This window comes from Rhodococcus sp. MT28 (assembly GCF_058792695.1).
This window is the reverse complement of record NZ_JBXAFD010000006.1, coordinates 40894-65151: the sequence shown is the minus strand read 5'-3', so window position 1 is coordinate 65151 and position 24258 is coordinate 40894. Positions and strand designations below refer to the sequence as shown.

Below are 24258 nucleotides of genomic sequence, written 5' to 3'. Positions count from 1 at the left end.
CCATGCCAGTGCATGAGGGCAGCAGAATGCGCTGAGCGACAATGGAAGTCGTCAGCGGTCGCGGCAAAGCCGCGCAGATGAAGCCGAGGATGCAAAGAGTCAGTGACTGAAGAGCAAAAGACCGGGGTGAGCATCGTCGGCAAGAACAGAAGGATGGGTCGAATATCGACTCGGCGGGTCGTCCACGATGGTCACCTCCTGAAAGTTCGGGGCGTCCGATGACGCCACACAAGTACATGCGCACAGCACACGCCAGGAGAACCGAATATCGACGTACTCTCGCCTTCGCCGGAAGAAACCGGCATCAAGCTGCGAAAACACCTCCACGTCCGAGTTTTGGCACTGCACGACGTGTCCCGATCAAGAACGGGAAGCCACTTTGGATCACCCCTTAAGCCGGGGAGATCTGTCCTAACCTTGGGCGTCTCTCGACGTCGTGAGATCAGTGGCCTGTGTTCGTGCAGAAGCCTCACCTAACGAGGTACTGCACCCAGAGGGTAGTTCTCAAATCTGTTGCCTGTCAACTGAGCAACTCAGACGGCGGACAATCCTGCCCGTGCGACGGCGCCGGCGAAGAGTGCCGTCACGGCGGCACCCATGACACTCTGATCAACCTCTTCCGGATCCACGGAGTGTTCGAGAACGAGCCCGGATATCAACGCCATCAACGAGATTGCGGTTGTCCGCACGTCAAAGGAATCGTCCACTCCCCATTCACGGGCACGTTCGCCGATCAACTCCACGAGTTGGCTGCGCAAGTGGCGACGCTCACGTAAGTACGCCTGAGCGATCTGCGGATCACGCCCGGCGAGCACTCCGAATTCGAGGACGAGAAGCGACCACCCCGGGTCGTCGACCATCCACGTGGCAATGGCCTCGCCACCTTTGCCCGCCGCGTCGGACGGGTTCATCCCGGCAATCTCGGCGAGCACCCGGCCGGCCAGTTCGAGAGACCGTTGCGCGAACAGTTCGGCGAACAGATCCTGTTTCGACTCGAAGTTGGAGTAGACAGCCCCCTTGGTGAAGCCCGCTCGGCGAGCAACTTCAGTGAGACGTGCAGCACTGAATCCGCGCTCCGCAAACTCTTCCGCCGCAGCGTCGAGCAGTCTTTGCCGCACCACGTCACGTCCGGGGCGGGTTACCGGAGTCCAGTCCGGTTGACGAGATTCAGTCACGATACCTAGAGTATTCAATACCTCGGGTATTGACAAGCTCTTTACTTTCGACAAGATCAGGACTCTTTCGTGACCACTACGCATCCGGCACACGCCGCACCAGACAACAGCTCCACCCACGACGAACACCACCACGACAATCTGCTCGTGAAGTACGGCGCACCCAAGGTGATGGCCGCGTTGTTCGTCGGCGTGCTCCTGCTGCAGATGGGCTTCATCCTCAGCTACGTCGCCGCCTTCCATCAGCCGACTCCGCGAGACATCGAAATCGCGGTCATCGCCGATCAGGGCACACCCGACGGCATGGATCAGCAGATCGCCGACAAACTCAACGCCATCGACGGCAGCCCACTCGACGCTCAGGTGGTCGACAGCACGGCGACCGCTCGCCGCATGATCAACGACCGAGAGATCCAGGGCGCGTTTGTCATCAACCCGGCCGGACCGGACACCCTGATCACCGCGAGCGCGGGCGGCAGCTCCATCGCGACGTCGCTCGAAGCGGTGTTCACGAAGGTCGAGGCGACACAGGACCGACAGTTCGTCGTCCGCGACGAGATCCCCGTCGGAGCCCACGACAACCGCGGCCTCTCCGGCTTCTACCTCTCGGTCGGCTGGGTCGTCGGCGGCTATCTCCTTGCGGCAGCCATCGGACTGTTCATCGGTGCGCCGAAGACTCTCCGCCAGGCAAGCGCACACACGGGCGTGATCGCGATCTACTCGATCATCTCGGGAGCCCTCGGCGCCCTCATCACCTCACACGTACTCGGAACCTTCGCCGGCCACTGGTTCCCGCTCTGGATCCTGGGAACAGCCGTGGTGTTCGGCACCGCCATGTTCACACTCGGATTGCGCGCCGCCATCGGCGTTCTGGCAGTCCCGCTGGCTATCGCCGTCTTCGTGATTCTCGGCAATCCCAGTGCGGGAGGCGCATTCGGCTCCAACGTGATTCCCTCGTTCTACGCCGCCATCGGCCGGTGGATCACACCCGGCGCCGGCACCGAAGGCGTCCGGAGCATCGTCTACTTCAACAACGTCGGCGTCGGCCAGCCTGCTCTGACGCTTTTCCTGTACGCACTGATCGGTGCGGTCATGCTGTTCGGCTTTACGATCCGTCGCAACCGAAAGTCCACCCACACGACGCCGACTCCAGCTGTGGCGAACGCCGACTAGTCCTAGTCTGAACTCATGACGAGCCTCCTCCACCCCAACGCCTCGCACGTCGCCGAAACACTGATCTCACGGGGTCACCACGGCGTCATCGTCACGCAGCCCGAAGCCACGCACACCGCGGCCGAGGCAGCGGCGGCCGTCGGGGTGGAGGTAGGCGCGATCACCAAGTCGCTCGTGTTCCTTCTCGACGACGATCCGGTCCTACTGCTGGTCTCCGGCGCACATCAGGTCAATCTGAAAGCCACCGGCGAACGCCTCGAAGGCAAGCTCACGCGGGCGCCGCTGGAAATGGCGAAGTCGGCAACGGGCCAGCCGATCGGTGGGGTCGCTCCGCTCGGGCATCCCACCAACCTGCCCACCTACATCGATACAGCCCTCGAGCAGTACCCCGAATTGTGGGCAGCCGCCGGGCACCCCAACACGGTCTTTCGCACGACGTACTCCGAACTCCTCCGAATCACCGCCGGCCTCGCCGTCGACATGGACTGAAGCACTTCAGCCAACCCGGTCCGAAACCACTCAGACGTGCGTCCACCTATAGTTGGACGCACCATGTGCACTGCAACCAGGACCCCGGCCGGCAACCACTGGCGTCGACGGCACGTAGATCTGTGCCGCACCGACGCCTGTCTGTGTATGCCGAGCGCAGTCACCTCGACCACACCGCACACCTCGAGTTCCAGCCGGAGAGTTCCCGTTGTCTGACAAGCCGAATGCCGTTTCCAGCCACACCACCCCCGACGTCCCCGAAGTAGCAGCGACGCCCGAGTTGTCCACCGGCATCTGCGCCGGTGACTACCGCGCTGCGCTTCGCCGCCACCCCGCCGGTGTCACCGTCGTGACCCTCGATTCGGGTACCGGCCCGGTGGGTTTCACCGCCACTTCGTTCTCGTCCGTCTCCCTCGAGCCGCCGCTCGTCTCGTTCAACATCGCGGAGACGTCGTCGAGCATCAATGCACTCAAGGCAGCCGAGTCCTTGGTGATCCACCTTCTCGGCGAACATCAGCAGCATCTGGCCCAGCGCTTTGCGCGTAGTGCCGATCAGCGTTTTGCAGACGAGTCTCTGTGGGCAGTGCTCGACACCGGGGAACCGGTGCTGCACGGCACCCCCAGCTGGATGCGCGTCAAGGTCGACCAGCTGATCCCTGTTGGCGATCACACGCTGGTCATCGGACTCGTCACGCGGGTTCACGCCGAAGAGGACGACGAATCCGCTGCCGCACCGCTGCTCTACCACGAGGGCAAGTACTACCGCCCGACTCCGTTGGGTCAATAGACAACTGTGCGCCTTTATTAACCGCCCGCGGTTAATAAAGGCGCACAGCAAGTTAGAGCGCTACGTACTTGGTATCGAGATACTCGTCGATACCCTCGGTTCCGCCTTCACGGCCGAAGCCCGATTCCTTCACCCCACCGAACGGCGCGGCAGCATCGGAGATCGCGCCGCGGTTGACGCCCACCATGCCGGTGTCCAGCTTGGCCGAGACGCGCATCGCACGGTCGATGTCGCGGGTGTAGAAGTACGCCACGAGGCCGTATTCGGTGTTGTTCGCAGCCGCGATCGCTTCGTCTTCGGTGTCGAAACCGACCACTGCCGCAACGGGTCCGAAGATCTCTTCCTTCAGCAGGCGCGCGTCGGCGGGCACCTGATCCAGAACGGTCGGGGTGAAGAAGAAGCCGGGGCCTTCGGGTGCCGATCCACCGGTGCGAACGCGAGCGCCCTTGGACACCGCGTCGTCGACGAGTCCGGTGACGGTTGCGAGCTGCTTGGTGTTGATCAGCGGTCCGATGTTGGTGCCCTCGGCGTCACCGGCGCCCACCTTCAAGGCCGCAACCTTGGCGGTGAACTTGTCGGTGAACTCTTCGCGCACCGAGTTGGCGACGTAGATGCGGTTGGCCGCGGTGCAGGCCTCGCCGCCGTTACGCATCTTCGCGAGCATTGCGCCGTCGACAGCTGCGTCGATGTCGGCGTCGTCGAAGACGATGAACGGCGCATTGCCACCGAGTTCCATCGACGTGCGGAGCAGCTTGTCAGCAGCATTGCGCACCAACAACTTTCCGACGCCAGTGGAGCCGGTGAAGGTGACCTTGCGCAGACGCGCATCTTCCATCAGCGGTCCACTGATGGAGGCCGCGTCGGACGTCGGGAGGATCGAGAGCACACCGTCGGGCAGACCGGCATCGGCGAACACCTGACCGAGGAGCTGCATGGTCAGCGGCGTGTCCTCGGCGGGCTTGACGATGATGGTGCAACCGGCAGCCAGCGCCGGTCCGATCTTGCGTGTGCCCATGGCGAGCGGGAAGTTCCACGGGGTGATCGCGAGGACCGGTCCGACGGCTTCCTTGGTGACCAGGATGCGACCGTTGCCGGCCGGAGCCTGCGTGAAACGTCCACCGATGCGTACTGCTTCCTCGCTGAACCAGCGCAGGAATTCGCCGCCGTAGTTGACCTCACCGCGGCTCTCTGCCAACGACTTACCCATTTCCAGGGTCATCATCAGCGCGAAGTCCTCGGCGCGGGCGTGCAGCAATTCGAAGGCGGTGCGCAGAATCTCGCCGCGTACACGTGCCGGAGTGGCCGCCCAGTCTTCCTGCGCCGCAGCGGCGAGGTCGAGCGCACGGATACCGTCGGCAGCGGTGGCGTCGGCTACCTGGGCGAGTTCCTCACCCGTTGCCGGGTTGTAGACCGCAAAGGTCTTCTCGGCCGGGACGAGCTTGCCGCCGAGCCAGAGACCCTTGGGTACCGAGTCGAGAAGATCCGAGACGTTGGACATGTCAGTTCCCCTGTGCTGCAGTGCGAATAGCGGTCTCGAGGACGGTCAACGCGTCGTCGAGCAGCTCTTCGGAGATGACCAGCGGCGGGAGCAGACGGATGACGTTGCCGTAGGTACCGCAGGTGAGGATCACGACGCCGGCAGCGAGGCATTCGGCGGCGATCTTCTTGGTGATGTCGGCGTCCGGCTCCTGCCCACCGGGCTTGACCAGCTCGATGGCGAGCATCGCGCCGCGACCGCGAACGTCACCGATGACGTCGAGTTCCTTTGCCAGTGCGTTCATTCGGCCGACGACGGTCGACTCGATGGTGCGTGCGCGGCCACAGAGGTCGAGCTCACGCATCTGGTCGATGGACGCCAATGCAGCGGCGCAGGCGACGGGGTTACCGCCGTAGGTGCCACCGAGGCCGCCGGGGTGGACGGCGTCGATGAGCTCGGCGCGGCCCGTGACAGCGGCGAGCGGCATGCCGCCTGCGATGCCCTTGGCGAGCGTGACCAGGTCGGGCACGATGCCCTCGTGATCGCTGGCGAACCAGGCGCCGGTACGAGCGAAGCCTGCCTGAACCTCGTCGGCGATGAAGACGACGCCGTTCTCCTTGGCCCACGCGACGAGCGTCGGGAGGAATCCTTCTGCGGGAACGATGAATCCACCCTCACCCTGAATGGGCTCGATGAGGATGGCGGCCGTGTTGGCAGCGCCGACCTGCTTCTCGATCATCGTGATGGCGCGCTGTGCGGCCTGCTCACCGGTGATCTTGGAGCCGTCGACATTGAGGCCCTCGCGGTACGGGTAGGACATCGGGACGCGGTAGACCTCGGGGGCGAACGGACCGAAGCCGCTCTTGTACGGCATGGACTTCGACGTCAGTGCCATCGTGAGGTTGGTGCGGCCGTGGTACGCGTGGTCGAAGACGACGACTGCGTCGCGACCGGTCGCGTGACGGGCGATCTTGACTGCGTTCTCGACAGCTTCTGCGCCGGAGTTGAACAGCACGGAACGCTTCTCGTGGTCACCGGGGGTGAGTTCGGCGAGACGCTCGGCGACCTCGACGTAGCCCTCGTACGGAGCGACCATGAAACAGGTGTGGGTGAAGTGCGCGACCTGATCCTGAACTGCGGACACGACGGCCGGGTTGGAGGCGCCGACGCTGGTCACCGCGATACCGGCACCGAGGTCGATCAGCGAGTTGCCGTCGACGTCGACGATGACTCCGCCGTCTGCGTCGGCGACGTAGACCGGGAGGGTGGATGCGACGCCGGCGCCGACGACCTTCTTACGGCGTTCGGCGAGCGCAGCCGAGCGCGGGCCCGGGAACTCCGTGACGATGCGACGCTCCTGCGGAAGCCGGTATTCGATTGCACTCATGTGACCACCCTCTCGGTTGTGTATTGCATTCGAGTATGCGACGCGCGAAGCATCGCAAGCACTGCCGAAATGGATACCCGGAGCTCCAGGGCTACTCCATATCGGCAACGACAGCTAGCCTTGATCAGGTGACGGTTCCGATCTCGTGGCTCTTGCGACAGAAACACCTCTCGCTGGCTCTGCTCACCGACCGAGCAGCTGCCACCCACCCCGTCACGTTTGCGCAGGCCACAGAGCTGACGGACCCCACCCCGTGGCTTTCCGGCGGCGAATTGGTGCTCACCACCGGGCTGGCACTGGTGGGCGCGGACGCCACCGACTACAGCGAGTACATCGACCGTCTGGCCGCCGCAGAAGTATCGGCTCTGGGTTTCGGGACCGGCCTTTCCCACGAGAGTGTGCCCACAGACCTGATTGCCGCCGCCCGCAGCCGCGGACTCCCCCTGCTGGAAGTGCCGTTCACGACCCCGTTCGCGGCAGTCACGCGCGCGGTGATGACCCGTCTGAGCCAGCAGGAATACGAATCGGTACTCCGCGCGGCAGAAGTACAGACGCGCATCACCCGCGTTGCACTGCGCGGTGGCGTGTCGGCGATCGTGCGTGAACTAGCCACGGCCACAAAAACTTCGGTGGCGTTTGTCGGTGATCGGATCACCGCGGTGCATCCGGCAAACCAGAAGTCGTTGATCACCGAGGTTCGCGCGGTCGCGGCCACCACCCGCGATCCCAACGCTCCGGCGTCGATCTCGCAGAGCACACCCGAACGGACGCTGACACTGTCCCCCGTCGGCGTCACCGACAGTTGGCACGGCTACCTCGCCATGGCGGGCGCCGGGCCCCTGAGCAATATCGACAGAGTGTTGCTCGGGCATGCGGTCTCGCTGCTCACTCTCGAACTCGAGAAACCGGTTCGACTACGGGCCGAGCGAACTCGACTCAACGCCATGGCTTTCGGGCTCTTACTCGACGGCCGAATCCCCGAGGACGGTGTGCCGTCGTACTTGGACGAGGCAAGCGACACGCACGGCAACATTCGTGTCGTCCACGTTCGCGGATCCGGACTCGGCCCAGTTCTTCGCGAACTCGACAACGCTCTCGCGCGAGCAGGCCGGCCGTTGTTCGCGCAATCCGAGGACGGTTCGCTGACCGTCCTCCTCCGCGGAACCGACACAATCGACACCGCCAAAACACTACTGGCGCAGCTCTCCCCCACCGAAGCGAAAGCCGTGCGTGCCGGAATCAGCACCCCTCACCGTCTTCTGGACGCACCGCGCGCACTCGTCCAGGCCCGCGCCGCGGCCAATCTCACGACGGCCACTGCCCGCATTCTCGAGTTCGACGCTCTGAGTGGTTCGACGATTCTGGCATCCGAGCCTGCCCGTGAGGCACTGATCGCAATGGCTGCGGACACCATCCCGGTGCTGACCGAACACGACCAGGCACACGGAACCGCACTGGCCGCGTCTTTGCGCGCCTATCTCGAGGCAAACGGCCAATGGGAATCGGCCGCAGCCGAACTCGGTGTTCATCGGCACACCCTCCGAGGTCGCATCGCACGCATCGAGGAACTGCTGCAATGCGACCTCGGACAGGCCAGGGTCAGAGCCGAACTGCTGCTATCGCTACTCGCCTGGGAGGGCCGCTGAACCCTCCTCCGCGTGCACCGAAGCGAAGCTCGACGCACCGCGGACGAGTAGTTCGAGTTCGGCGTCGACCGTGCAGAGACGGGCGGTGTCCAGCGCTCCGCTGCGGCTCACGCTCGACATCAAAGCCGTGAACCGGCGCACCGCTTGCGGATTGGCGGCGGTCCACAACTCGACGACCTCCGGAATACCTTCACCGAGCGCACCGGACACGAGGTCCGCGAAACGCGCCGTCAACCTGGCATGGACGGCAGCGCTGCCCATGACCTCCCAATGCGAGGCACCGACGGCGACGTCGACGCCGCCGAGAACATCGCCCAGATCGAGAGCGTCGGAGAGTTCCCGATAGATCGCGGCTGCGGCCGCGGCCGTCGTATTCTCCTGCAGTGCAATGTCTGCCAGGGCGAGTGCTCCGAAAGACGCCTCGATGCGCTCGCTGGCCGGCAAACCGTCGGTGAGTTCCCGCACCGGGGCTGCCCACCGATCGATGTCGGCGCGCGGGTTCACGGTGAACCGGCCGGCTGCTCCCGGACGACGCAACACCCAGCTCATCTCGGATTCCAACAACTGCTGCAAGCGATCGAGAGCCTGCAACTGCTCGGTGGCGCGCAGCTCCGAGTTCAAGATCTCGCGCCGAAGTTCCTCGGTGCCGAGCACTTCGCTGACTACTGCGTAGGCCAGAGCCGCTTCCGGACTGTGGACTCCGAGGTGTTCCTCGAGCCGGAACAGCACGCCGGGGCCGACGCGGTTGACCAGTTCGTCGACAACCGAGGTGATGATGATGTCGCGGCCCAACCGATGTGCGCGGACCGCGTCCGGTGCTGCCTCGACGACGGAGAGCGGGAAGTACTGCGGGAGACGATCGGCGAAGATCTGATTGTCCGGGACGGTCGACGCCCCCAATTCCGCCGTCAGTACGTTCTTCGACTGCGCCACCAGCACAGCAAGTTCCGGCCGCAGGAGACCCTGCCCGGCACGCGCCCTGACCGCCAGCGCCTTGGAGTCGGGCAGAGATTCTTCCAGTCGCTTCATGGCGCCCGCCGAGACGAGGTTCTCGATCAACCGCTCGTGCTGATCGAGCAGGGCCGGTGCGCGGTGCTCGGCCAGGCTGATCGCGAGGGTCTGATCTTCACTGGCCTCGAGCACCGATGCGGCCACCTCGTCCTGGGCCGCCGCGAGTAGTTCATTGCGCGAGGTCGCTTCCAACTCTGCGAGTGCGATCTTGATGTTGACCTCACGGTCCGAGGTAGCCACGCCTGCCGCGTTGTCGATGAAGTCGGCGTTGATTCGTCCTCCGCCAGCGGCATATTCGATGCGGGCACGCTGGGTGAAACCCAGGTTGCCGCCCTCACCCACCACGGTTGCACGCAACTCGTCAGCGCTGACGCGAACTGCGTCGTTGGACGGATCGGCCGCGTCGACGTTGCTTTCGGTCGACGCTTTCACGTAGGTACCGACGCCGCCGTTCCACAACAGGTCCACCGGAGCACACAGGATCGCTCGGATCAGTTCCTGCGGGGTCAAGTTCTCCTCGGTGATTCCGAGGGCCGCACGCGCCTCGAGCGGAAGGCGGATCGACTTCGCGCTCCGCGGCCAGACGCCACCGCCCGGCGACATCACGGTGCGATCGAAGTCGTCCCAGGACGAGCGCGGCACGGTGAAGAGGCGAGCGCGTTCGGCAAAGCTCGTCTCGGTGTCGGGGTTCGGGTCGATGAAGATGTGGCGGTGATCGAATGCCGCGACCAGACGGATCTTGTGCGAGAGCAACATTCCGTTGCCGAACACGTCGCCGGACATGTCCCCGATACCCGCGACGGTGAACGGATCGGTGTCGACATCGAGGTCGCGCTCGGCGAAGTGCCGTCGAACCGCTACCCAGGCGCCGCGAGCGGTGATGCCCATCGCCTTGTGGTCGTAGCCGGCCGAACCGCCGGAAGCAAAAGCGTCGCCGAGCCAGAAACCACGCTCGACGGCGATGCCGTTCGCGACGTCCGAGAACCGTGCGGTCCCCTTGTCTGCTGCCACGACGAGATAGGAGTCTTCACCGTCGTACTCGATTACTTCTGCCGGGTGTACCGCAGCGCCGTCGACGATGTTGTCCACCACGTCCAGCAAGCCGCGAATGAAGGTGCTGTACGACTCCTGCACCTGCGCCGGAGTCGGTGACGACGTGCCCCGAACCACGAACGCGCCCTTGGCACCCGAAGGAACGATCGGGGAATTCTTCACGCTCTGGGTCTTCATGAGGCTCAGGGCCTCGGTGCGGTAGTCCTCGTATCGATCCGACCAACGCAGGCCGCCACGGGCGACGGAGGAACTACGCAGGTGAACGCCTTCGACATTGGGTGCGCTGACGTAGATCTCGCGGAAGGGAACGGTCTTCTGTGGGGTGGAGAGCAACTGCGAGTCGATCTTGAACGACGCGTACGGCAGCGGGTCGCCGGACTCACCACGCAGGTACCAGTTGGTGCGCAGAGTCGCCTGCAGGAACGAACGAACGCCGCGCAAGACGCGATCCTCGTCGAGAGTGTCTGCACCGTCGACTGATTCGTCGATGGCCGCCGCCGCGGTGGCCACTGCTGTCTCCCGCAATCCTGCTACGGCGGGATCGAAACGCGCAGTGAAGAGTTCGATTGCCTGCCGTACGAAGAGTGGCTTCGCTGCCAACACTCCGACGATGTAGCTCTCGGACAGCCCGATACGAGCCTGAGCGAGGAAACGGCACGCAGCGCGCAGCAACTCTGCGTCGCGCCAGGTGATGTCTGCTCGTCCGATCAGACTGGAGAACGCATCCATCCGGGTCTGTCCGGCGATGACGGCTTCGAAGGCGTCCGCCATCTTCTCCAGCGCACTGCCGTCGAAGGTGCTCGGCTCGAAGGTGAAGTAATGCGCCGAACCCAGAACGGTCGGAAGCGGGCGGTGCGTCGAAACTCGGAGTCCGAGAGACTCGAAGTTCTCGCACAGATCGGAGAGGGAGGGCTCTCCGGACGGCCACAGCACCACGCAGGTCAGATCGTCACTGTTCAGGTTGTCACCCTGACGGAAGACGAGTCGCTGGCCCGCTGCTGCCAATTCGGCGACCAGTTCGAGCGCCGGGTCACCGGATCGATCACCGCCTGCCGGTCTCGATTCTGCAGCTGCGGTCTTGGTCGCCGATGATGTGCTCGCCATTGAACACCCTCCTGGAAATTATTGGATCCGAACACTTTCCAGTGTTGCGTGGATCACCGGAAAGAGGTCGTGCCCGATAGGAGTACCAACCCCCATCGGGCACGACATTTCGGCAGTTGCGGTGAGCTCAGTCGCCCAACCTGATCGGAGCAAGCTCCTCGAACACGTCGCCGGGTCCGGGATTCTCGGCAGGCGCAGCGCCGCCGAGATGGTTGACGACGCCCCATACCGCGTTGATCGCGGTCTGGATCGCGCCCTCAGCCCAGCCGGCGGTCCACGACACGTCGTCACCGGCGAGGAAGATTCCCCGATGACGCGGTTCGAGATCATTCTGCACGAAGTGGGAGAACAGGCGCTCCTGGTAGCGGTAGTGCCCCGGAAGGTTCGCCTTGAATGCGCCCATGAAGTCGCGCTCGGTTTCCCACGACAGCGTCACCGGGCTCGAGATGATGTGGCTGCGGAAGTCAACGCCGGGGTAGATCTCTTCGAGAGAGCGCAGCATGATGTTCATGCGCTCGGTGGCGTCGAGCGCCAGCAGCTTCAGCGAATCGTCCGACCAGGTGTACGACAAGCAGATCAGGCCTGGCTTGCCCTCGCCTTGATCGAGCAGGTAGGTGCCGCGACTCATACGGTCGGTCAGTGTCATCGACACCGAATCACGGCCGGTCACGGGGTCCTTGTCCTTCCAGAACGGGCGGTCGACGAGAACGAACACCTTGGTCGAACCCATGTAGTGAGTTCGCTCGATCGCAGTCCAGTGGTCGATCGGGAACAGATCGTCGTCACACCTGATGTTGTTCAGCAGCATCCAACTCTGCACTGTCACAACGGCACTCGCATACGTGCGAATGAAACCTTCGGAGTCCGTCACCGTGATGTTGCCGGGCTCGGTACGCCGGAGTTCGGTGACGCGGGGACGCGTCTCACCGTCGTTGAGCGAAGCGACCGTAGTACCGGCAGGCCAATGCGCCATGTGCGCCGGGGCGCGGTTCCACAACCGCATCGGCAGCTGCTGCGATCCACCGACGATGCCGCGGTGGTCGTCGTCGGCGGCCGTGATGACCACACGAAGGATTTCGAGGATCGAGTTGGGGTAGTCGGTATCCCAACCGCCCGTACCGAATCCGACCTGTCCGAACACTTCCCGCATGTGGAAGGACTTGAAGTGCTTCGACGCGGCGAGGAATCCGTAGAACGTCTGGTCGTCGTAGCGCACCACGAGGTCGTTCCAGATCCGCTTGATTTCTGCGGTGTCGCGGTCACGAATGGCCTGCTGCAACGGAATCAGATCGGCATGCTCTTCGAGAGTGCGCTGCCAGGCCTGCGCCACCTCGGTGTAGATCGGCGGCAGATCCTCGAGAGTGTGCGCGTAGTGGCTCTCGCCCTTGAGATCGATGACGGTGCTCGGCGTGACCTCGGCAAGGGGATTGGGGAACTCTTCGGTCTGCAGACCCAGTTCGTTCAGGTAGTGGAACAACGTTGTCGACGACGGTGGGAAACGCATTGCGCCCATCTCGGCGACAACCCCGGGGTGCCCGTCGAACTCGACCGACCGCATCCGGCCACCGATCTGATCAGCTTCGTAGACAATCGGTTTGAGACCGATCTTGAGCAACTCGTAGGCCGCGATCATGCCGGAGAGTCCGCCACCGATCACGGCAACTTCTGTACCCAGTGCCAGATCGGGCACCGAGCCGAGTCCCGCCGGACTGGAAACGTAGTCGTCGTACGGGAACGGAAAATCCGGCCCGAACATCGTGAGGGGCGGCTGCTTGCCGGGTTCCGAGGAACTGTCCGGAGCTACTGGGATGGTCATCTACGGTTCTCCTTGGAGACAGTCGTGACAGAAAGATCTGGATACAGATCGAGGCGTCGATCGTCGAGATGCGTGTTGAGGGTGCGCGATTGCGAGACGGTGGCGGCGGCGATATCCGCGAAGAGCAATTCCTGGCCGAACCCGGCCCTCGCCAACTCGGCACCGTCGGGCGCGATGGCGCACGAGAGACCGCAGTAGGTCAGCTCGGTTTCGGCGCCGCAGCGATTGACGTAGGTGACAAACATCTGACTCTCGTATGCGCGGGCCGGAACCACTTGCTGCGCAATGTGTTCGTACGGAGTCATCAACCCTGTCGGCACGATGAGCCATTCGGTACCGGAGTCGGCATGGGCCCGAACCGCTTCGGGAAATTCCACGTCGTAGCAGATCAACAACCCGCAGCGGATGCCCTCGAAATCGAACCCGACCACCAGGGTCTCACCAGGCCGGAAATGTTCGCGGTCGAGCGTGCCGAACAGGTGCGTCTTGCGGTAGTGCGCAAGCGAAGTGCCGTCGCGGTCCACCACCTGCACACTGTTGTAGACATCTCCCCCGTCGAGTTCGGGGTAGCCGTAGACGACTGCGATGCCTGCACTTCGAGCAATCGCGGCGACGGAATCGAAGATCGGGCCGTCGGCCGGTTCCGCGCGTAGCGACACCAGTTCGCCGATGTCGTAGCCGGTTGCGGACATCTCCGGCGTCAGCAGGATCTTCGCACCGGATGCTGCAGCCTCGCGGGCAGCAGTGTCGATTGCAGCGAGGTTGAACTCCACCGACGCAAAGGTGTCCGGGGTGGTGAGCGGACCTTGGAACAGGCCAACTCGAACTGAATCGACATGCATGGTGCGCTCCTTCAGGAGTTCCGTGACGCCAATTTTCGACGGTGTGTGTGACGGGGACAACTACCAGCGTGACGGCTGCCGCCAATCATGTCAACTCTTGTTTCCTAAGAATCAACATTCACGGATTCGAGTCTCACGAAGACGACGCGCGGGGCCCTTCCGGCAATGCCGGATTCAAGACCCACAGAACCTTCGCCAGAACCGAGCCTTCGGCCTGAAAACTATGGTTGTGCGTCGGCGTGAATGTGAAGGAATCGCCCGCCGCAAGTACGACGTCTTCGGCATCGACGGCCTCACCGTTCGGATCCGTCCGACCGCCCTCGAACGAGACCCGCAAGCCGCCCTCGAGCACGTGCACGAAGTTCACGTCGATCGGCAGACTGTAGAACTCCCGACCACTTCCGCCGCCTGGTTCCAGCTCGCCGAGCAGCACCTGAATTCGACGCTCGTTGGTAGGCGTGAGCAGGTACTCCGTCATCTTTTCGCCACCGAAGCTGATTTGCGGCATGGCGTCGGCGCGGACTACTTCACCGGCGGACGCATTCTCGAACAGGGATCCGACGGGGATCTCGAGCACCGCGCACACCTTTATCAGGGTCGCCACCGACGCGTTGACGTGATCGCGCTCGAGTTTCGAGAGATACCCCTTGGTCACACCACAGGCCTCGGCCAGGTCGTCGAGGGTCAACCGCTTCGATTGACGTGCCGCCTTGAGCCTCGCCCCGATGCGCGGTCCGACCGGCTCGACCGCTTCCTTCGCCTTGGCCACTGAACCCACTCCTTCACGACCGCCGTGTCCCTTTCAGGAAACAGGGGTTGACAACCGAGCCTCCTGAAGAAACCATACTTGCTCAGAGAGCTACATCACTGAAGGGCGCCCGGTGTGCGCCGAATCGAGAGCAGGGACCTCTGCAAATGGCTACCAACAACCCCGGATCGTTCATCGGACCCGTCGACGCCACGCGCGTCCCCCGCTACGCCGAGCCGACCACCTTTGCGCGTCTCCCGCGCCTGGACGAGGTCTCGCGCGCCGACGTGACGATCCTCGGCATCCCCTTCGATTCGGGTGTCAGCTACCGCCCCGGTGCCCGGTTCGGTCCGGGCCACATCCGCGCTGCGTCGAAGCTGCTGCGTCCGTACAACCCGGCGCTGAAGGTCTCGCCCTTCGCCAACCAGCAGGTAGCCGATTTCGGCGACATCGGCGTCAACCCCTTCGACATCCAGGAAGCTCTCACGACGGTTCAGTCCGCCGTTACCGACCTGCGCGCCGACGGGTCCTCCGTGCTCACGCTCGGCGGCGACCACACCATCGCACTGCCGATCCTGCGCTCACTGGCCCGCGATCACGGCCCGATCGCCGTCCTGCACTTCGACGCTCATCTCGACACCTGGGACACCTACTTCGGTCAGCCTTTCACCCACGGCACCCCCTTCCGCCGCGCCAGCGAAGAGGGCCTGATAGACATGGAGCGCTCGCAGCACATCGGCATCCGTGGACCGCTCTACAGCGAGAAAGACCTCGAAGACGACCGCGTCCTCGGTTTCCAGGTGATCCGCAGTGACGACTACGAGGTCGACGGCGTCGCCAGCATCGTCGAGCGCATGCGTAGGCGCCTCGACGGTGGCCCGGTGTACGTCTCCGTCGACATCGACGTACTCGATCCCGCCCACGCTCCGGGCACCGGAACACCCGAAGCGGGCGGCATGACCTCTCGCGAATTGTTGAACACACTGCGTGGGTTGGTGGGACTCAACGTGGTCGGCGCCGACATCGTCGAGGTAGCGCCGGCGTACGACCACGCCGAGATCACCGGTATCGCAGCGGCTCACGTCGCTTACGAGTTGCTGTCGGTACTCGCACTCAATCGCTGAAGCAGCACAACGGTATCCGTCGTGTGATGCATCTCGGGGTTCGCGGGAAGATCACGTTCCCGCGACTCCGAGACCAACACCTTCCAACCATCGGTGAACAGCGACTCCACGTATTCGGGTGTATGGAGCATGGCCCGATGGTGCTCGGTCGGCGACTCGTGAGGTGAGTGGCCCACGATCAGCAAATGCCCACCGGGCGCGACCAGATCTCCGAGAGCACGGAACAATTCCCCGCGCGCGGGTTCGAGCATGTGGAAGAACTGCGCGGACACCAGATCGAACGAGCGCCCCTGCGGATCCCACTTCGTCAGGTCGGCTTCCAGCCATTCGATGTCGACGCCTTCGCCCTCGACGTGAGCCTGAGCGCGACCGAGCGCAACCGACGAGATGTCGGTGCCGGTGACCTTCCACCCGCGACGCGCCAACCACAAAGCGTCGGCACCTTCGCCGCAACCGACGTCGAGTGCCGTGCCCGGTTCCAGGTCGGAGGCTTCGGCAATCAACTGTGGGTTGGGATTTCCGCTCCAGCGCGCGGGGCGTTCCTCGTACAGCGAGTTCCAGAACTGTGCGTCCGCCTTGGCGTACGGATTCTCGGTGGTATCGGAGTTTTCGTGGTGATTGTGGTGTTCGTGGCTCATGCACCCAGGATGAACGACCCTCCACAACTCACGCAACCATCTTTGCTGAAACAGCAACTTCTCCATTTCGACGCCCTGCTAACGTCACGTCGTGGCCGGTGGATTTCCCGTGTTTCGTCTCTACTGCAGCTCAGCGGGCCCATACGTTTTGTGTTGTGCGCATTTCCCCGAGTTCACCGGTTCGAACTCGGACGAAGAGTTCAGCGTCCAGCAGAGCTTCGACCGCGCAGTCGAGAAGATTCTGCGCGATGCATCCTTCGAACCGACTACCTTGACTTTGGTCGGCGAGCAGCAGGGCTATCCCGTCGGAGACCGACTGTTCGATACGACAGTTCCGCGTACCGGAACCGTCTCGTACGCGTTCCAAGAAGCCGGACCGCCGTGGATCGTTCTCGGCCTTGATGTTTCGGCGGACGAATTCTGGTCCGAAATCGACGACGACGCAGACCTCCACGGTCTCGGCCCCACCTCCCCGTTGAGGTCAGTTCCAGCAACCGTGCTCACGGAGACCGGGTGGCCACGACGAAGTGACCTCGACTCCCCGTGAACTGAACCAGAACTCCAACCTTCGTGAAATCGAACAAAAATCCGCCCGATTTTCGTGAGGATCGACCGAGATGCCCGTCACGTCCTACGCCAAGATTTAGCGGTCACACTCGACTGCGCCCTCACGATTCACTCCCGGGCCCCGGCTCCTTCACGGAGGCACAATGAAACACCGCTCCTATTCGACGCTTGCCGCGACCGCGGGGCTCGCGCTCGTATTGTCGGCTTGCAGCTCGGGAGGCACGTCCTCGGGCTCCGGCGGCGGTGAGCCTCTGACTGACGGAACCTTCCGGTACGCGTTGCAAGGCGATCCGGGTGCACTCAACCCGATCATGTCCGGCTCTGCGGCAACCGCGGAAATTTCGAAGCTGGCGTACGACTCCCTGGTCTACCAGGATCCTGAAACCAGTGAATTCAAACCATGGTTGGCCGAGAAGTGGGAAGAAACGCCGACCTCCGCGTCCTTCACCATTCGTGAAGGCGTGACCTGTACCGACGGGTCGACGCTGACTGCACAGACCGTCGCGAACAACATCAACTTCGTAGCCGATCCAGCCAAGGGTTCACAACAACGCGGCACCACAGTTCCCATCGGCGCTTCGGCCACTGCCGATCTCGCCACCCGCACCATCACGGTAACCACTCCGGCGCCGACCCCGTTCCTCCTCCTCACCATCAGTCGCCTCCCGATCATGTGCGATGCCGGTCTCGAAGATCCGACCGCCTCGAACAACAAGTCGCTGGGCTCCGGCATGTTCGAAGTCACCGAAGTCTCGGCCAATGACCACTACACGTTCGAGCGTCGTGACGGTTACAGCTGGGGGCCCGACGACACCACCTCCGACACACCGGGTGTCCCCAAGACAGTCATTGCTGTCATGGCACCCAATGTCAGCACCGCAGCAAACCAGCTTCTCTCAGGCGAACTGAGCGCATCTCCGATCGCCGGTCCGGACAAGGATCGCATCGATGCCGCCAATTTCGACTCGGTCCAGCGCCCACTTCCCGCCGGTCAGATGTACTTCAATCAGATTGCGGACAATCCGACCAGCGATCCCGCCGTTCGAAAAGCTCTCGTCCAGGCTGTCAATCTCGACGATCTCGCTGAAGTCATCACTGGCGGCCAGGGCACCCGTGCAACAAGTCTTGTCTCCGTCGAGCCCCGAGCCTGTGTGTACGACTCTGTCGCAGGCAACATTCCGGACTTCGACCTCAGCGCAGCAAAGGCAACACTGGACGCTGCAGGTTGGACCGCCGGCTCCGACGGCAAACGAAGCAAGGACGGAAAGCCGCTGACCCTCCGCCTCTTCTACGCTGCCGGCGAAGATGCGCGCAGCGCGGCAGCCGAGCTCACCCAGTCGGCATGGTCCGACCTCGGTGCGACCGTCGAGGTGACAGGAGCCGACCAGACCAAGGTTGTCGACGTCATGCTCAGTGGCAAGGACAACAACCAGTGGGACATCGCGTGGATCCAGATCAACAATTCGGTTCCCAGCGGGTTCGTCCCGTTCTTCTCCGGTCCTGCTCCGGCAGCAGGTAAGAACTTCTCTTCGATCAACAACCCCGCCTACGAAGCAGCCGTTGCCAAGGCATCCGGCTTGACCGGCGAAGCAGCGTGCGCGGAGTGGGCGGACGCCGAGTCACAGATCACCAAAACGGTGTCCGCAGTCCCGTTTGCAGATACGGTCTTGAGCTTCTACTTCAACAAGGCCGGACTCGCATTCGGTAAGACCTTCATCGGTTCTGCGTTGCGCCTCTACCAGTAGGCCGGTCGACCGAACGCGGTGCGTCAACGAGATACGTCAGATCATTGTGATCTGACGTATCTTGTTGCCACACCGATCGTCTCGTTGTCGAGTTCGACGTAGGTCAGCTGAGGAATGCTGGACGCAAGTTCACTGAAAGCCCACTTCGCGACATTCTCGAATGACGGACGGAAATCGAAAATCTCCGGCCAGGCACCGCTCGCCAATTGCTCGGCACATCGATCGACGGACTCGTCCAGAGCGTCCGTGTCGACAAACCATCCACGTTCTCCGAGTTGGTCGTCCTCGAACGAGAACGCCACTCGCATCGTCACGCGAAATCCGTCGGCAGGCATCAGCGGCGGCAAGTTCTTCGCGTCCCGCACCGGTGCCGGAAGCCCCTGCCTCACAGCGAATGTACGACGGATCTCGATACTGAACATGCGCACCAAGGTATCAATGTTCATCACAATTCTATGAGCGGACCAATCGCGCAATCGCGTCGTTCGCTTCTTTGATCTTCGCGTCCGCCTCGGGCCCACCGGCAACAGCGGCTTTGACGACGCAGTGGCCGATGTGGTCCTCGAGCAGGCCCATGGCCACCGCCTGGAGGCCCTTGGTCATCGCCGACACCTGCGTCAGGATGTCGATACAGTACTTGTCCTCGTCGACCATGCGCTGCAGGCCGCGAGCTTGACCTTCTATGCGACGCAGACGCGCCAGGTAGTCGCCCTTGGCGGTGATGTAGCCGTGCGAATCACTCGTGCAGCATGCATCGCCGGTCGCATCACTGCCTTGGGCACTGTTTGGAGCACTGCTTGGCGCACTGCTTGGCGCATTGCCCACTTCTGTCGCTTCCGACATTCGATGTCCTCCTGTTCGTCAACGCGTGACTTCGCAACAATTCTCGTTACCGGGGCGATGTGCGGAGACTCTTCGACTTCCGTTGTCTTGCAGAGCAATCACTGCGCACATCGCCACGCATTTCGCTACGGCACGAACAGATGGATGCATGGCGATTGCCCATGCCCGTTTTCCCGTTGCTGCGAAACGCATTCGGTTTCAGTGCCCGTGGTGCGCGTGGCTCGAGTGTTCGGCCCCAGGCGTGGTCGCATTGTCGGCCGTCAGCGTGAATTCCGCCGTACGCACCACTCCGCCGTGCTTGAAGTCCAAAAACAACCGGTAATCCTCGGCGCTCGGCATGTTGGCGTAGAAGGTGATTGCCGGTCCAGCCGGCGTGACACCGTCACCGGGGTAGCCGTCCGGATGGACATGGAGATAGGCGAGGTCGGAGGCACGCAACGCGACCAGATGCCCGTATGCGGCAAGGTAGGGCTGCAAGTCCGTGACCGGGATTCCGTCACGACTGACCGAGAGCGTGAGCTTCGATGTCTGGCCGGCATGGGCCGCGCCTTCGAGGGAGACGGTATAGCCGTCGACCGTCGTGGCGGCAGCAGCAGCGGGCAACGGCCGAGGATCATAGGGTCCGGCGACGCGCACATCCGCACTGAGCGTGATTCCGTCACCACCGTCCGGAGTGAAATCAGCGAACACTCGATAGTCTCCCGCATGATCGAAATCGACTGACACATGCCAGTTTCCGTTCTCGTCCAATTCGGGATGCACGTGCTGGAATCCGGTCAGGTCCAGACCGACCACGATCAGATGCAACTGCTTGTCGTGGGTGTCCGTGTACCGGATCAAGGGAGTTCCAACCGGATCCAGGATCCGGAACTGCAAGGGGACATGGTTGCCGACGGTCGCCTCCGACGTTGCCAATTCCAGTGTGTAGCCGTTGTCGCTGAACATCTTGCCCTCCAAAGTTTGGGTCGGCAGCACTTTCGTTGCCGTCTGCGTCAGGTTCTGCACTCCTTGACATCGAACCTGTTGCAATTTGTACCATACCCCCCTAGGGTATGCAACGAACTACTCGAACACCCTGAATTCACTCGAAGGAGATCCGATGCGCATCCACGCAGAGCGCCGGCCGAATGAGTTCCAAGAGCAGCATTTCCCCGTGCACCCCAACGAAGCGCTGCGCCGATGTCACCCAGGCCCGCTTACGACACCCCTTGACCACACAAGCATCACCTATACCCCGTACAGGTAAGGAACTCAGAATGTCCACACAACCGAAATCCACCCGTAAGTGGTGGGCGTTGGCGTTGATCGCCGCCGCTCAGTTCATGGTCATCATGGACACCTCCATCATCGGCGTCGCTCTCCCCCAGATGCAGAGCGATCTCGGCTTTTCCCAAGAAGGCCTGACCTGGGTCTTCAATGCGTACGTCATCGCGTTCGGCGGGCTACTCCTCCTCGGCGGCCGCCTGTCCGACCTGTTCGGCGCCCGCAGAGTGTTCTCCGCTGGTTGGCTGATCCTGCTGATCGGTTCCGTTGTCGCCGGTGCCGCCGGTAACGTCGCCGTCGAACTTGCGGGCCGCGCAGTTCAGGGTGCCGGTGCCGCACTCATCGCGCCGTCGGCGCTCACCTTGCTGATGATGCTGTTCGGCAGCACGCAGAAAGAGATGACCAAGGCGCTGTCCATCTACGGCGCTGCCGCCCCGGCCGGCGGTACGGCCGGCGTGTTCCTCGGCGGCGTCATCACCGAATACACCAGCTGGCCTTGGGTGTTTTACCTCAACATTCCCATCGCTGTCATCGCGCTGATCGCTACTCCCCTCCTGATGCCGAACGCACCGGCACGTACCGGGTCGATCGACTTCCTCGGCGCACTCGCTGTCACCGCAGGTCTTGCTGTCGGAGTCTTCGGCATCGTCAGAGCACCTGATGTCGGATGGGGATCCGGGCAGACGTGGCTGGCGCTCGCCGTTTCGGCCGCTCTGTTGGGTGCATTCGTGTTGATCCAGTCCAAGCGTCGGGAACCTCTGGTGCGTCTGGGAATCTTCAAGGCGCCCAACCTCGGTGCCGCGAACATCGCTCAGCTCGTCCTCGGCGCTGCCTGGATACCGATGTGGTTCTTCCTGAACCTGTACCTGCAGCAAGTGCTCGGATACAGCGCCTTCCCGGCCGGTGCGGCGCTGCTGCCGATGACGATCTTCGTCATGCTCGGCATGGTCGTCGTGGCACCACGGGCCATGGCACGCTTCGGTGCAAAAGCGATGATCGTGACCGGATTGCTGGTACTGGGAATCGGTTTGGGTTGGATGTCGTTGATCCGGCCCACCGGCAACTTCTGGGTCGACGTACTGCCGGCATCGCTCGTGGCTGCGGCAGGTATGACGCTGGCGTTCATTCCCTCACTCGGTACGGCGATTTCGGCTGCGCGCCCGGAAGAGGGCGGATTGGCTTCCGGCATCGTCAACGTCAGCTACCAGGTCGGCTCGGCTGTCGGCCTCGCGGTGATGACCGCGATCGCAGCAGTGTTCGGCGCTGATCAACTCGGTGACCTGACGGAGTTGACGAACGGTTTCTCCGCCGTGTTCCTCGGAGCAGCCGCCATCGCAGTGGTTGGCGCAGCAATCACCGCGATCGTGATGCGGTCGACCAAGGTCGACGATCCTCGACCCGTTCAATCCACCGTCAATTCTTGACCAACTCCGGTGGTGGGTTCGGCCGGCTGTCACCAGCCGAACCCACCACCGGCGGAACCACTTAGGACTCGTTATGTCGCGCCTTGCTTCTCTCACGCCCACCACCGCTGTCGGTGCATCGAAAGACCTTCTCGCCGAACTCGTCAACCGTCACGGACAGGTCGGTGACATGGTCGCGGCGATGGCTCATTCGCCCGCTGTGCTGGGCGGCTATCTGCAACTCAGCCGAGCAATGAAGCGAGCGAAACTGAGCCGCAAGATCACCGAGCGAATCTCTATCGCTGTGCAGGTCCAGCAAGGTTGCGCTGTTTGCCTCGAAGCCCACGTGGCCGCCGCGCACGCCAACGGCGTCGAGGCGGACGAGATCGAGCGTGCCCGCGCGGGCACCTCGGCCGATCCCGCCATCGCGGCAATGATCGACCTCGGGCTTCGCGTCTATCGGGAGCCTGCCTCGATTTCAGACGAACACATCACGGGCCTTCGAGCGCACGGCTACGGTGATCGCGAGATCGCCGACGTAGTCGGAATCGTCGCCCTCAATGTCCTGACCGGAGCTTTCAATCTTGTCGCGGGAGTGAAACCAAATGAACCGGATCGCTAAGTCCGCACCGGAACGGAACATCCTGCGTCTGTTCTTGATTCGCGACTATCGCCTGCTCTTCAGCGCCCAGATCATCGCGCTGTTCGGCACCGGGTTGGCGACGGTTGCGCTGGGTCTACTCGCCTACGAACTCGCCGGACCGAGCGCCGGAGCCGTGCTGGCCACCGCGCTGACGATCAAGATGTCCCTGTACGTCGTGATCGCTCCACTCGCGGCGGCGTACGTAGACCGGTTGCCGAGACGGGCTTTCCTCGTTGCCCTCGACGCCATTCGTGCAGCAGTCGTGATCGCATTGCCCTTCGTCAGCGAGATCTGGCACATCTACGTGCTGGTGGGCGTTCTCCAAGCTGCGTCGGCAGCGTTCACTCCCACGTTCCAAGCGGTCATCCCTGACATCGTGACCGACGAGGCCGATTTCACCCGCGCACTGTCGGCATCGCAGGTCGCTTACACGATGGAAAGCCTGCTCAGCCCTGTTCTTGCCGCAGTCGCACTGTCCTTCATGACATTCAACCTGTTGTTCGTCGCCACCTCCGTGGGCTTTGCGGTCTCGGCACTGCTCGTGCTGGCCACCCGAATCCCCAACGCTCGCCGAAGTACTCACCGCAAAGCGTGGGATCGGATCGCGTCGGGGGTGCGGATCTTCGTGACCACGCCGCGACTGCGCGGCATCATGGCACTCAATCTCGTGGTGGCAGCAGCCGGATCGATCGTGGTGGTCAACACCGTCAACTACGTCCGCGACGAGCTCGGTGGAACCCAATCCGACGTGGCGTGGATGCTTGCCGCGTCAGGCACCGGCACGTTGGTGACCGCGCTTCTTCTTCCACGCGTTCTCGACAGAACCGCTGAACGAACTGTGATGACAGCAGGTTCCGTTGTCCTGGTCGTCAGCGCCGGCGCGGCAGCAGCCCTCGCCGTGGCCGGTGTATTCACGTGGATGCTCACTGCCGCAGTGTGGGCGCTCGTCGGCGCCGGCATGGCCATGATCGTCACTCCGACCGGAAAAGTACTTCGGCGCTCCGTCGAACCCGCAGGTATACCGGAGGTGTTCGCAGCCCAGTTCTCCCTGTCGCACCTTGCCTGGCTTGTCACCTATCCGATCGCCGGATGGGTTGGTTCGAGCGCGGGATTTGCGGTCACCTGGAGCATCCTTGCAGCGCTTGCCGCAGTGGGAGCCGTTGCAGGATTTGTACTTTGGCCTCGGGAGACGGTTGTTGAATTGCCCGGACAGGCGACGTACGAAACCACCCGAGGCGAATGCACCTTGGCGGCTGCCCAGTGCGCGTGCGCTCGCACCGTCTGACGTCGACGGTCCGACTGAACCCCGACAGCGCTACAACGA

General features: G+C 63.0%; 21 protein-coding genes and 1 riboswitch. Of the genes, 10 read left to right on the top strand and 11 right to left on the bottom strand.

What is annotated here, in order from left to right:
• Positions 1-314 precede the first annotated feature (314 nt).
• Positions 315-488: riboswitch (M-box (ykoK) riboswitch) on the bottom strand.
• Positions 489-533: 45 nt separating this feature from the next.
• Positions 534-1118, bottom strand: a complete 585-nt coding sequence (locus AC1Q6C_RS22795; RefSeq protein ID WP_037129354.1) for a TetR/AcrR family transcriptional regulator — start codon at positions 1116-1118, stop codon at positions 534-536.
• Positions 1119-1244: 126 nt separating this feature from the next.
• Between AC1Q6C_RS22795 and AC1Q6C_RS22790 the strand changes: the two genes are divergently transcribed.
• The 3 genes from AC1Q6C_RS22790 to dszD all read left to right on the top strand — a co-directional run bounded on the left by AC1Q6C_RS22790 (position 1245) and on the right by dszD (position 3624).
• Positions 1245-2348 (top strand): hypothetical protein, encoded by a 1104-nt coding sequence (locus tag AC1Q6C_RS22790; protein WP_492666823.1) that lies wholly within the window; start codon positions 1245-1247, stop codon positions 2346-2348.
• A 15-nt stretch (positions 2349-2363) separates the two neighbouring features.
• Positions 2364-2837, top strand: a complete 474-nt coding sequence (locus AC1Q6C_RS22785; RefSeq protein ID WP_019746727.1) for a YbaK/EbsC family protein — start codon at positions 2364-2366, stop codon at positions 2835-2837.
• A gap of 208 nt (positions 2838-3045) precedes the next feature.
• Positions 3046-3624 (top strand): NADH:FMN oxidoreductase DszD, encoded by a 579-nt coding sequence (dszD, locus tag AC1Q6C_RS22780; RefSeq protein WP_003941189.1) that lies wholly within the window; start codon positions 3046-3048, stop codon positions 3622-3624.
• 52 nt (positions 3625-3676) lie between these two features.
• Here dszD and AC1Q6C_RS22775 read toward each other — a convergent pair whose 3' ends face one another.
• Positions 3677-5122 (bottom strand): NAD-dependent succinate-semialdehyde dehydrogenase, encoded by a 1446-nt coding sequence (locus AC1Q6C_RS22775; protein ID WP_042922728.1) that lies wholly within the window; start codon positions 5120-5122, stop codon positions 3677-3679.
• 1 nt (position 5123) lies between these two features.
• The gene (gabT, locus tag AC1Q6C_RS22770) at positions 5124-6488 is read right to left on the bottom strand and encodes a 4-aminobutyrate--2-oxoglutarate transaminase (protein ID WP_007727077.1); all 1365 of its coding nucleotides are present in this window, start codon (positions 6486-6488) and stop codon (positions 5124-5126) included.
• Between the two features lie 128 nt (positions 6489-6616).
• On the opposite strand from gabT, the gene AC1Q6C_RS22765 reads away from it, so the two are divergent.
• Positions 6617-8134, top strand: a complete 1518-nt coding sequence (locus AC1Q6C_RS22765; RefSeq protein WP_065351873.1) for a PucR family transcriptional regulator — start codon at positions 6617-6619, stop codon at positions 8132-8134.
• Here the strand turns inward: AC1Q6C_RS22765 and AC1Q6C_RS22760 are convergent.
• From AC1Q6C_RS22760 to AC1Q6C_RS22745, 4 genes are all read right to left on the bottom strand, one after another.
• Positions 8111-11302, bottom strand: coding sequence for an NAD-glutamate dehydrogenase domain-containing protein (locus tag AC1Q6C_RS22760; RefSeq protein ID WP_230359465.1), 3192 nt, complete (start codon positions 11300-11302; stop codon positions 8111-8113). The genes AC1Q6C_RS22765 and AC1Q6C_RS22760 overlap by 24 nt on opposite strands.
• Before the next feature lie 127 nt (positions 11303-11429).
• Positions 11430-13118, bottom strand: coding sequence for a flavin monoamine oxidase family protein (locus AC1Q6C_RS22755; RefSeq protein WP_007727084.1), 1689 nt, complete (start codon positions 13116-13118; stop codon positions 11430-11432).
• Positions 13115-13960 carry a carbon-nitrogen hydrolase family protein gene (locus tag AC1Q6C_RS22750; protein WP_007727087.1) on the bottom strand — a complete coding sequence of 282 codons (846 nt, stop codon included), beginning with the start codon at positions 13958-13960 and terminating at the stop codon, positions 13115-13117. The genes AC1Q6C_RS22755 and AC1Q6C_RS22750 overlap by 4 nt, the downstream gene beginning before the upstream one ends.
• A gap of 133 nt (positions 13961-14093) precedes the next feature.
• A complete protein-coding gene (locus AC1Q6C_RS22745) occupies positions 14094-14729 on the bottom strand; it encodes a helix-turn-helix domain-containing protein (protein WP_007727089.1) in 636 nt (211 codons plus the stop codon).
• 146 nt (positions 14730-14875) lie between these two features.
• Between AC1Q6C_RS22745 and speB the strand changes: the two genes are divergently transcribed.
• A complete protein-coding gene (gene speB, locus AC1Q6C_RS22740) occupies positions 14876-15832 on the top strand; it encodes an agmatinase (RefSeq protein ID WP_219469211.1) in 957 nt (318 codons plus the stop codon).
• On the opposite strand, the gene AC1Q6C_RS22735 is transcribed toward speB, so the two are convergent.
• Positions 15796-16470 carry a class I SAM-dependent methyltransferase gene (locus AC1Q6C_RS22735; protein ID WP_007727092.1) on the bottom strand — a complete coding sequence of 225 codons (675 nt, stop codon included), beginning with the start codon at positions 16468-16470 and terminating at the stop codon, positions 15796-15798. The genes speB and AC1Q6C_RS22735 overlap by 37 nt on opposite strands.
• A gap of 91 nt (positions 16471-16561) precedes the next feature.
• Here AC1Q6C_RS22735 and AC1Q6C_RS22730 point away from each other — a divergent pair, with 91 nt between their 5' ends.
• Positions 16562-17017: a hypothetical protein gene (locus AC1Q6C_RS22730; protein ID WP_230359464.1), complete on the top strand. Its 456-nt coding sequence runs from the start codon at positions 16562-16564 to the stop codon at positions 17015-17017.
• A 163-nt stretch (positions 17018-17180) separates the two neighbouring features.
• Positions 17181-18782: an ABC transporter substrate-binding protein gene (locus AC1Q6C_RS22725; RefSeq protein WP_003941166.1), complete on the top strand. Its 1602-nt coding sequence runs from the start codon at positions 17181-17183 to the stop codon at positions 18780-18782.
• Between the two features lie 41 nt (positions 18783-18823).
• On the opposite strand, the gene AC1Q6C_RS22720 is transcribed toward AC1Q6C_RS22725, so the two are convergent.
• From AC1Q6C_RS22720 to AC1Q6C_RS22710, 3 genes are all read right to left on the bottom strand, one after another.
• Positions 18824-19228 carry a 6-carboxytetrahydropterin synthase gene (locus AC1Q6C_RS22720; RefSeq protein ID WP_054187872.1) on the bottom strand — a complete coding sequence of 135 codons (405 nt, stop codon included), beginning with the start codon at positions 19226-19228 and terminating at the stop codon, positions 18824-18826.
• 7 nt (positions 19229-19235) lie between these two features.
• Entirely contained in the window at positions 19236-19625 is a 390-nt protein-coding gene (locus AC1Q6C_RS22715; protein WP_007727102.1) for a metal-sensitive transcriptional regulator, read from the bottom strand.
• Between the two features lie 198 nt (positions 19626-19823).
• Entirely contained in the window at positions 19824-20630 is an 807-nt protein-coding gene (locus AC1Q6C_RS22710) for a DUF8832 domain-containing protein (RefSeq protein WP_007727104.1), read from the bottom strand.
• Positions 20631-20881: 251 nt separating this feature from the next.
• Between AC1Q6C_RS22710 and AC1Q6C_RS22705 the strand changes: the two genes are divergently transcribed.
• The 3 genes from AC1Q6C_RS22705 (at position 20882) to AC1Q6C_RS22695 (ending at position 24219) form a co-directional block, all read left to right on the top strand.
• The gene (locus AC1Q6C_RS22705) at positions 20882-22312 is read left to right on the top strand and encodes an MFS transporter (protein WP_041814608.1); all 1431 of its coding nucleotides are present in this window, start codon (positions 20882-20884) and stop codon (positions 22310-22312) included.
• A 73-nt stretch (positions 22313-22385) separates the two neighbouring features.
• The gene (locus AC1Q6C_RS22700) at positions 22386-22913 is read left to right on the top strand and encodes a carboxymuconolactone decarboxylase family protein (protein WP_020906029.1); all 528 of its coding nucleotides are present in this window, start codon (positions 22386-22388) and stop codon (positions 22911-22913) included.
• Entirely contained in the window at positions 22897-24219 is a 1323-nt protein-coding gene (locus AC1Q6C_RS22695) for an MFS transporter (protein WP_020906028.1), read from the top strand. Before AC1Q6C_RS22700 ends, AC1Q6C_RS22695 begins: the two co-directional genes overlap by 17 nt.
• The last annotated feature ends 39 nt before the right edge of the window (positions 24220-24258 follow it).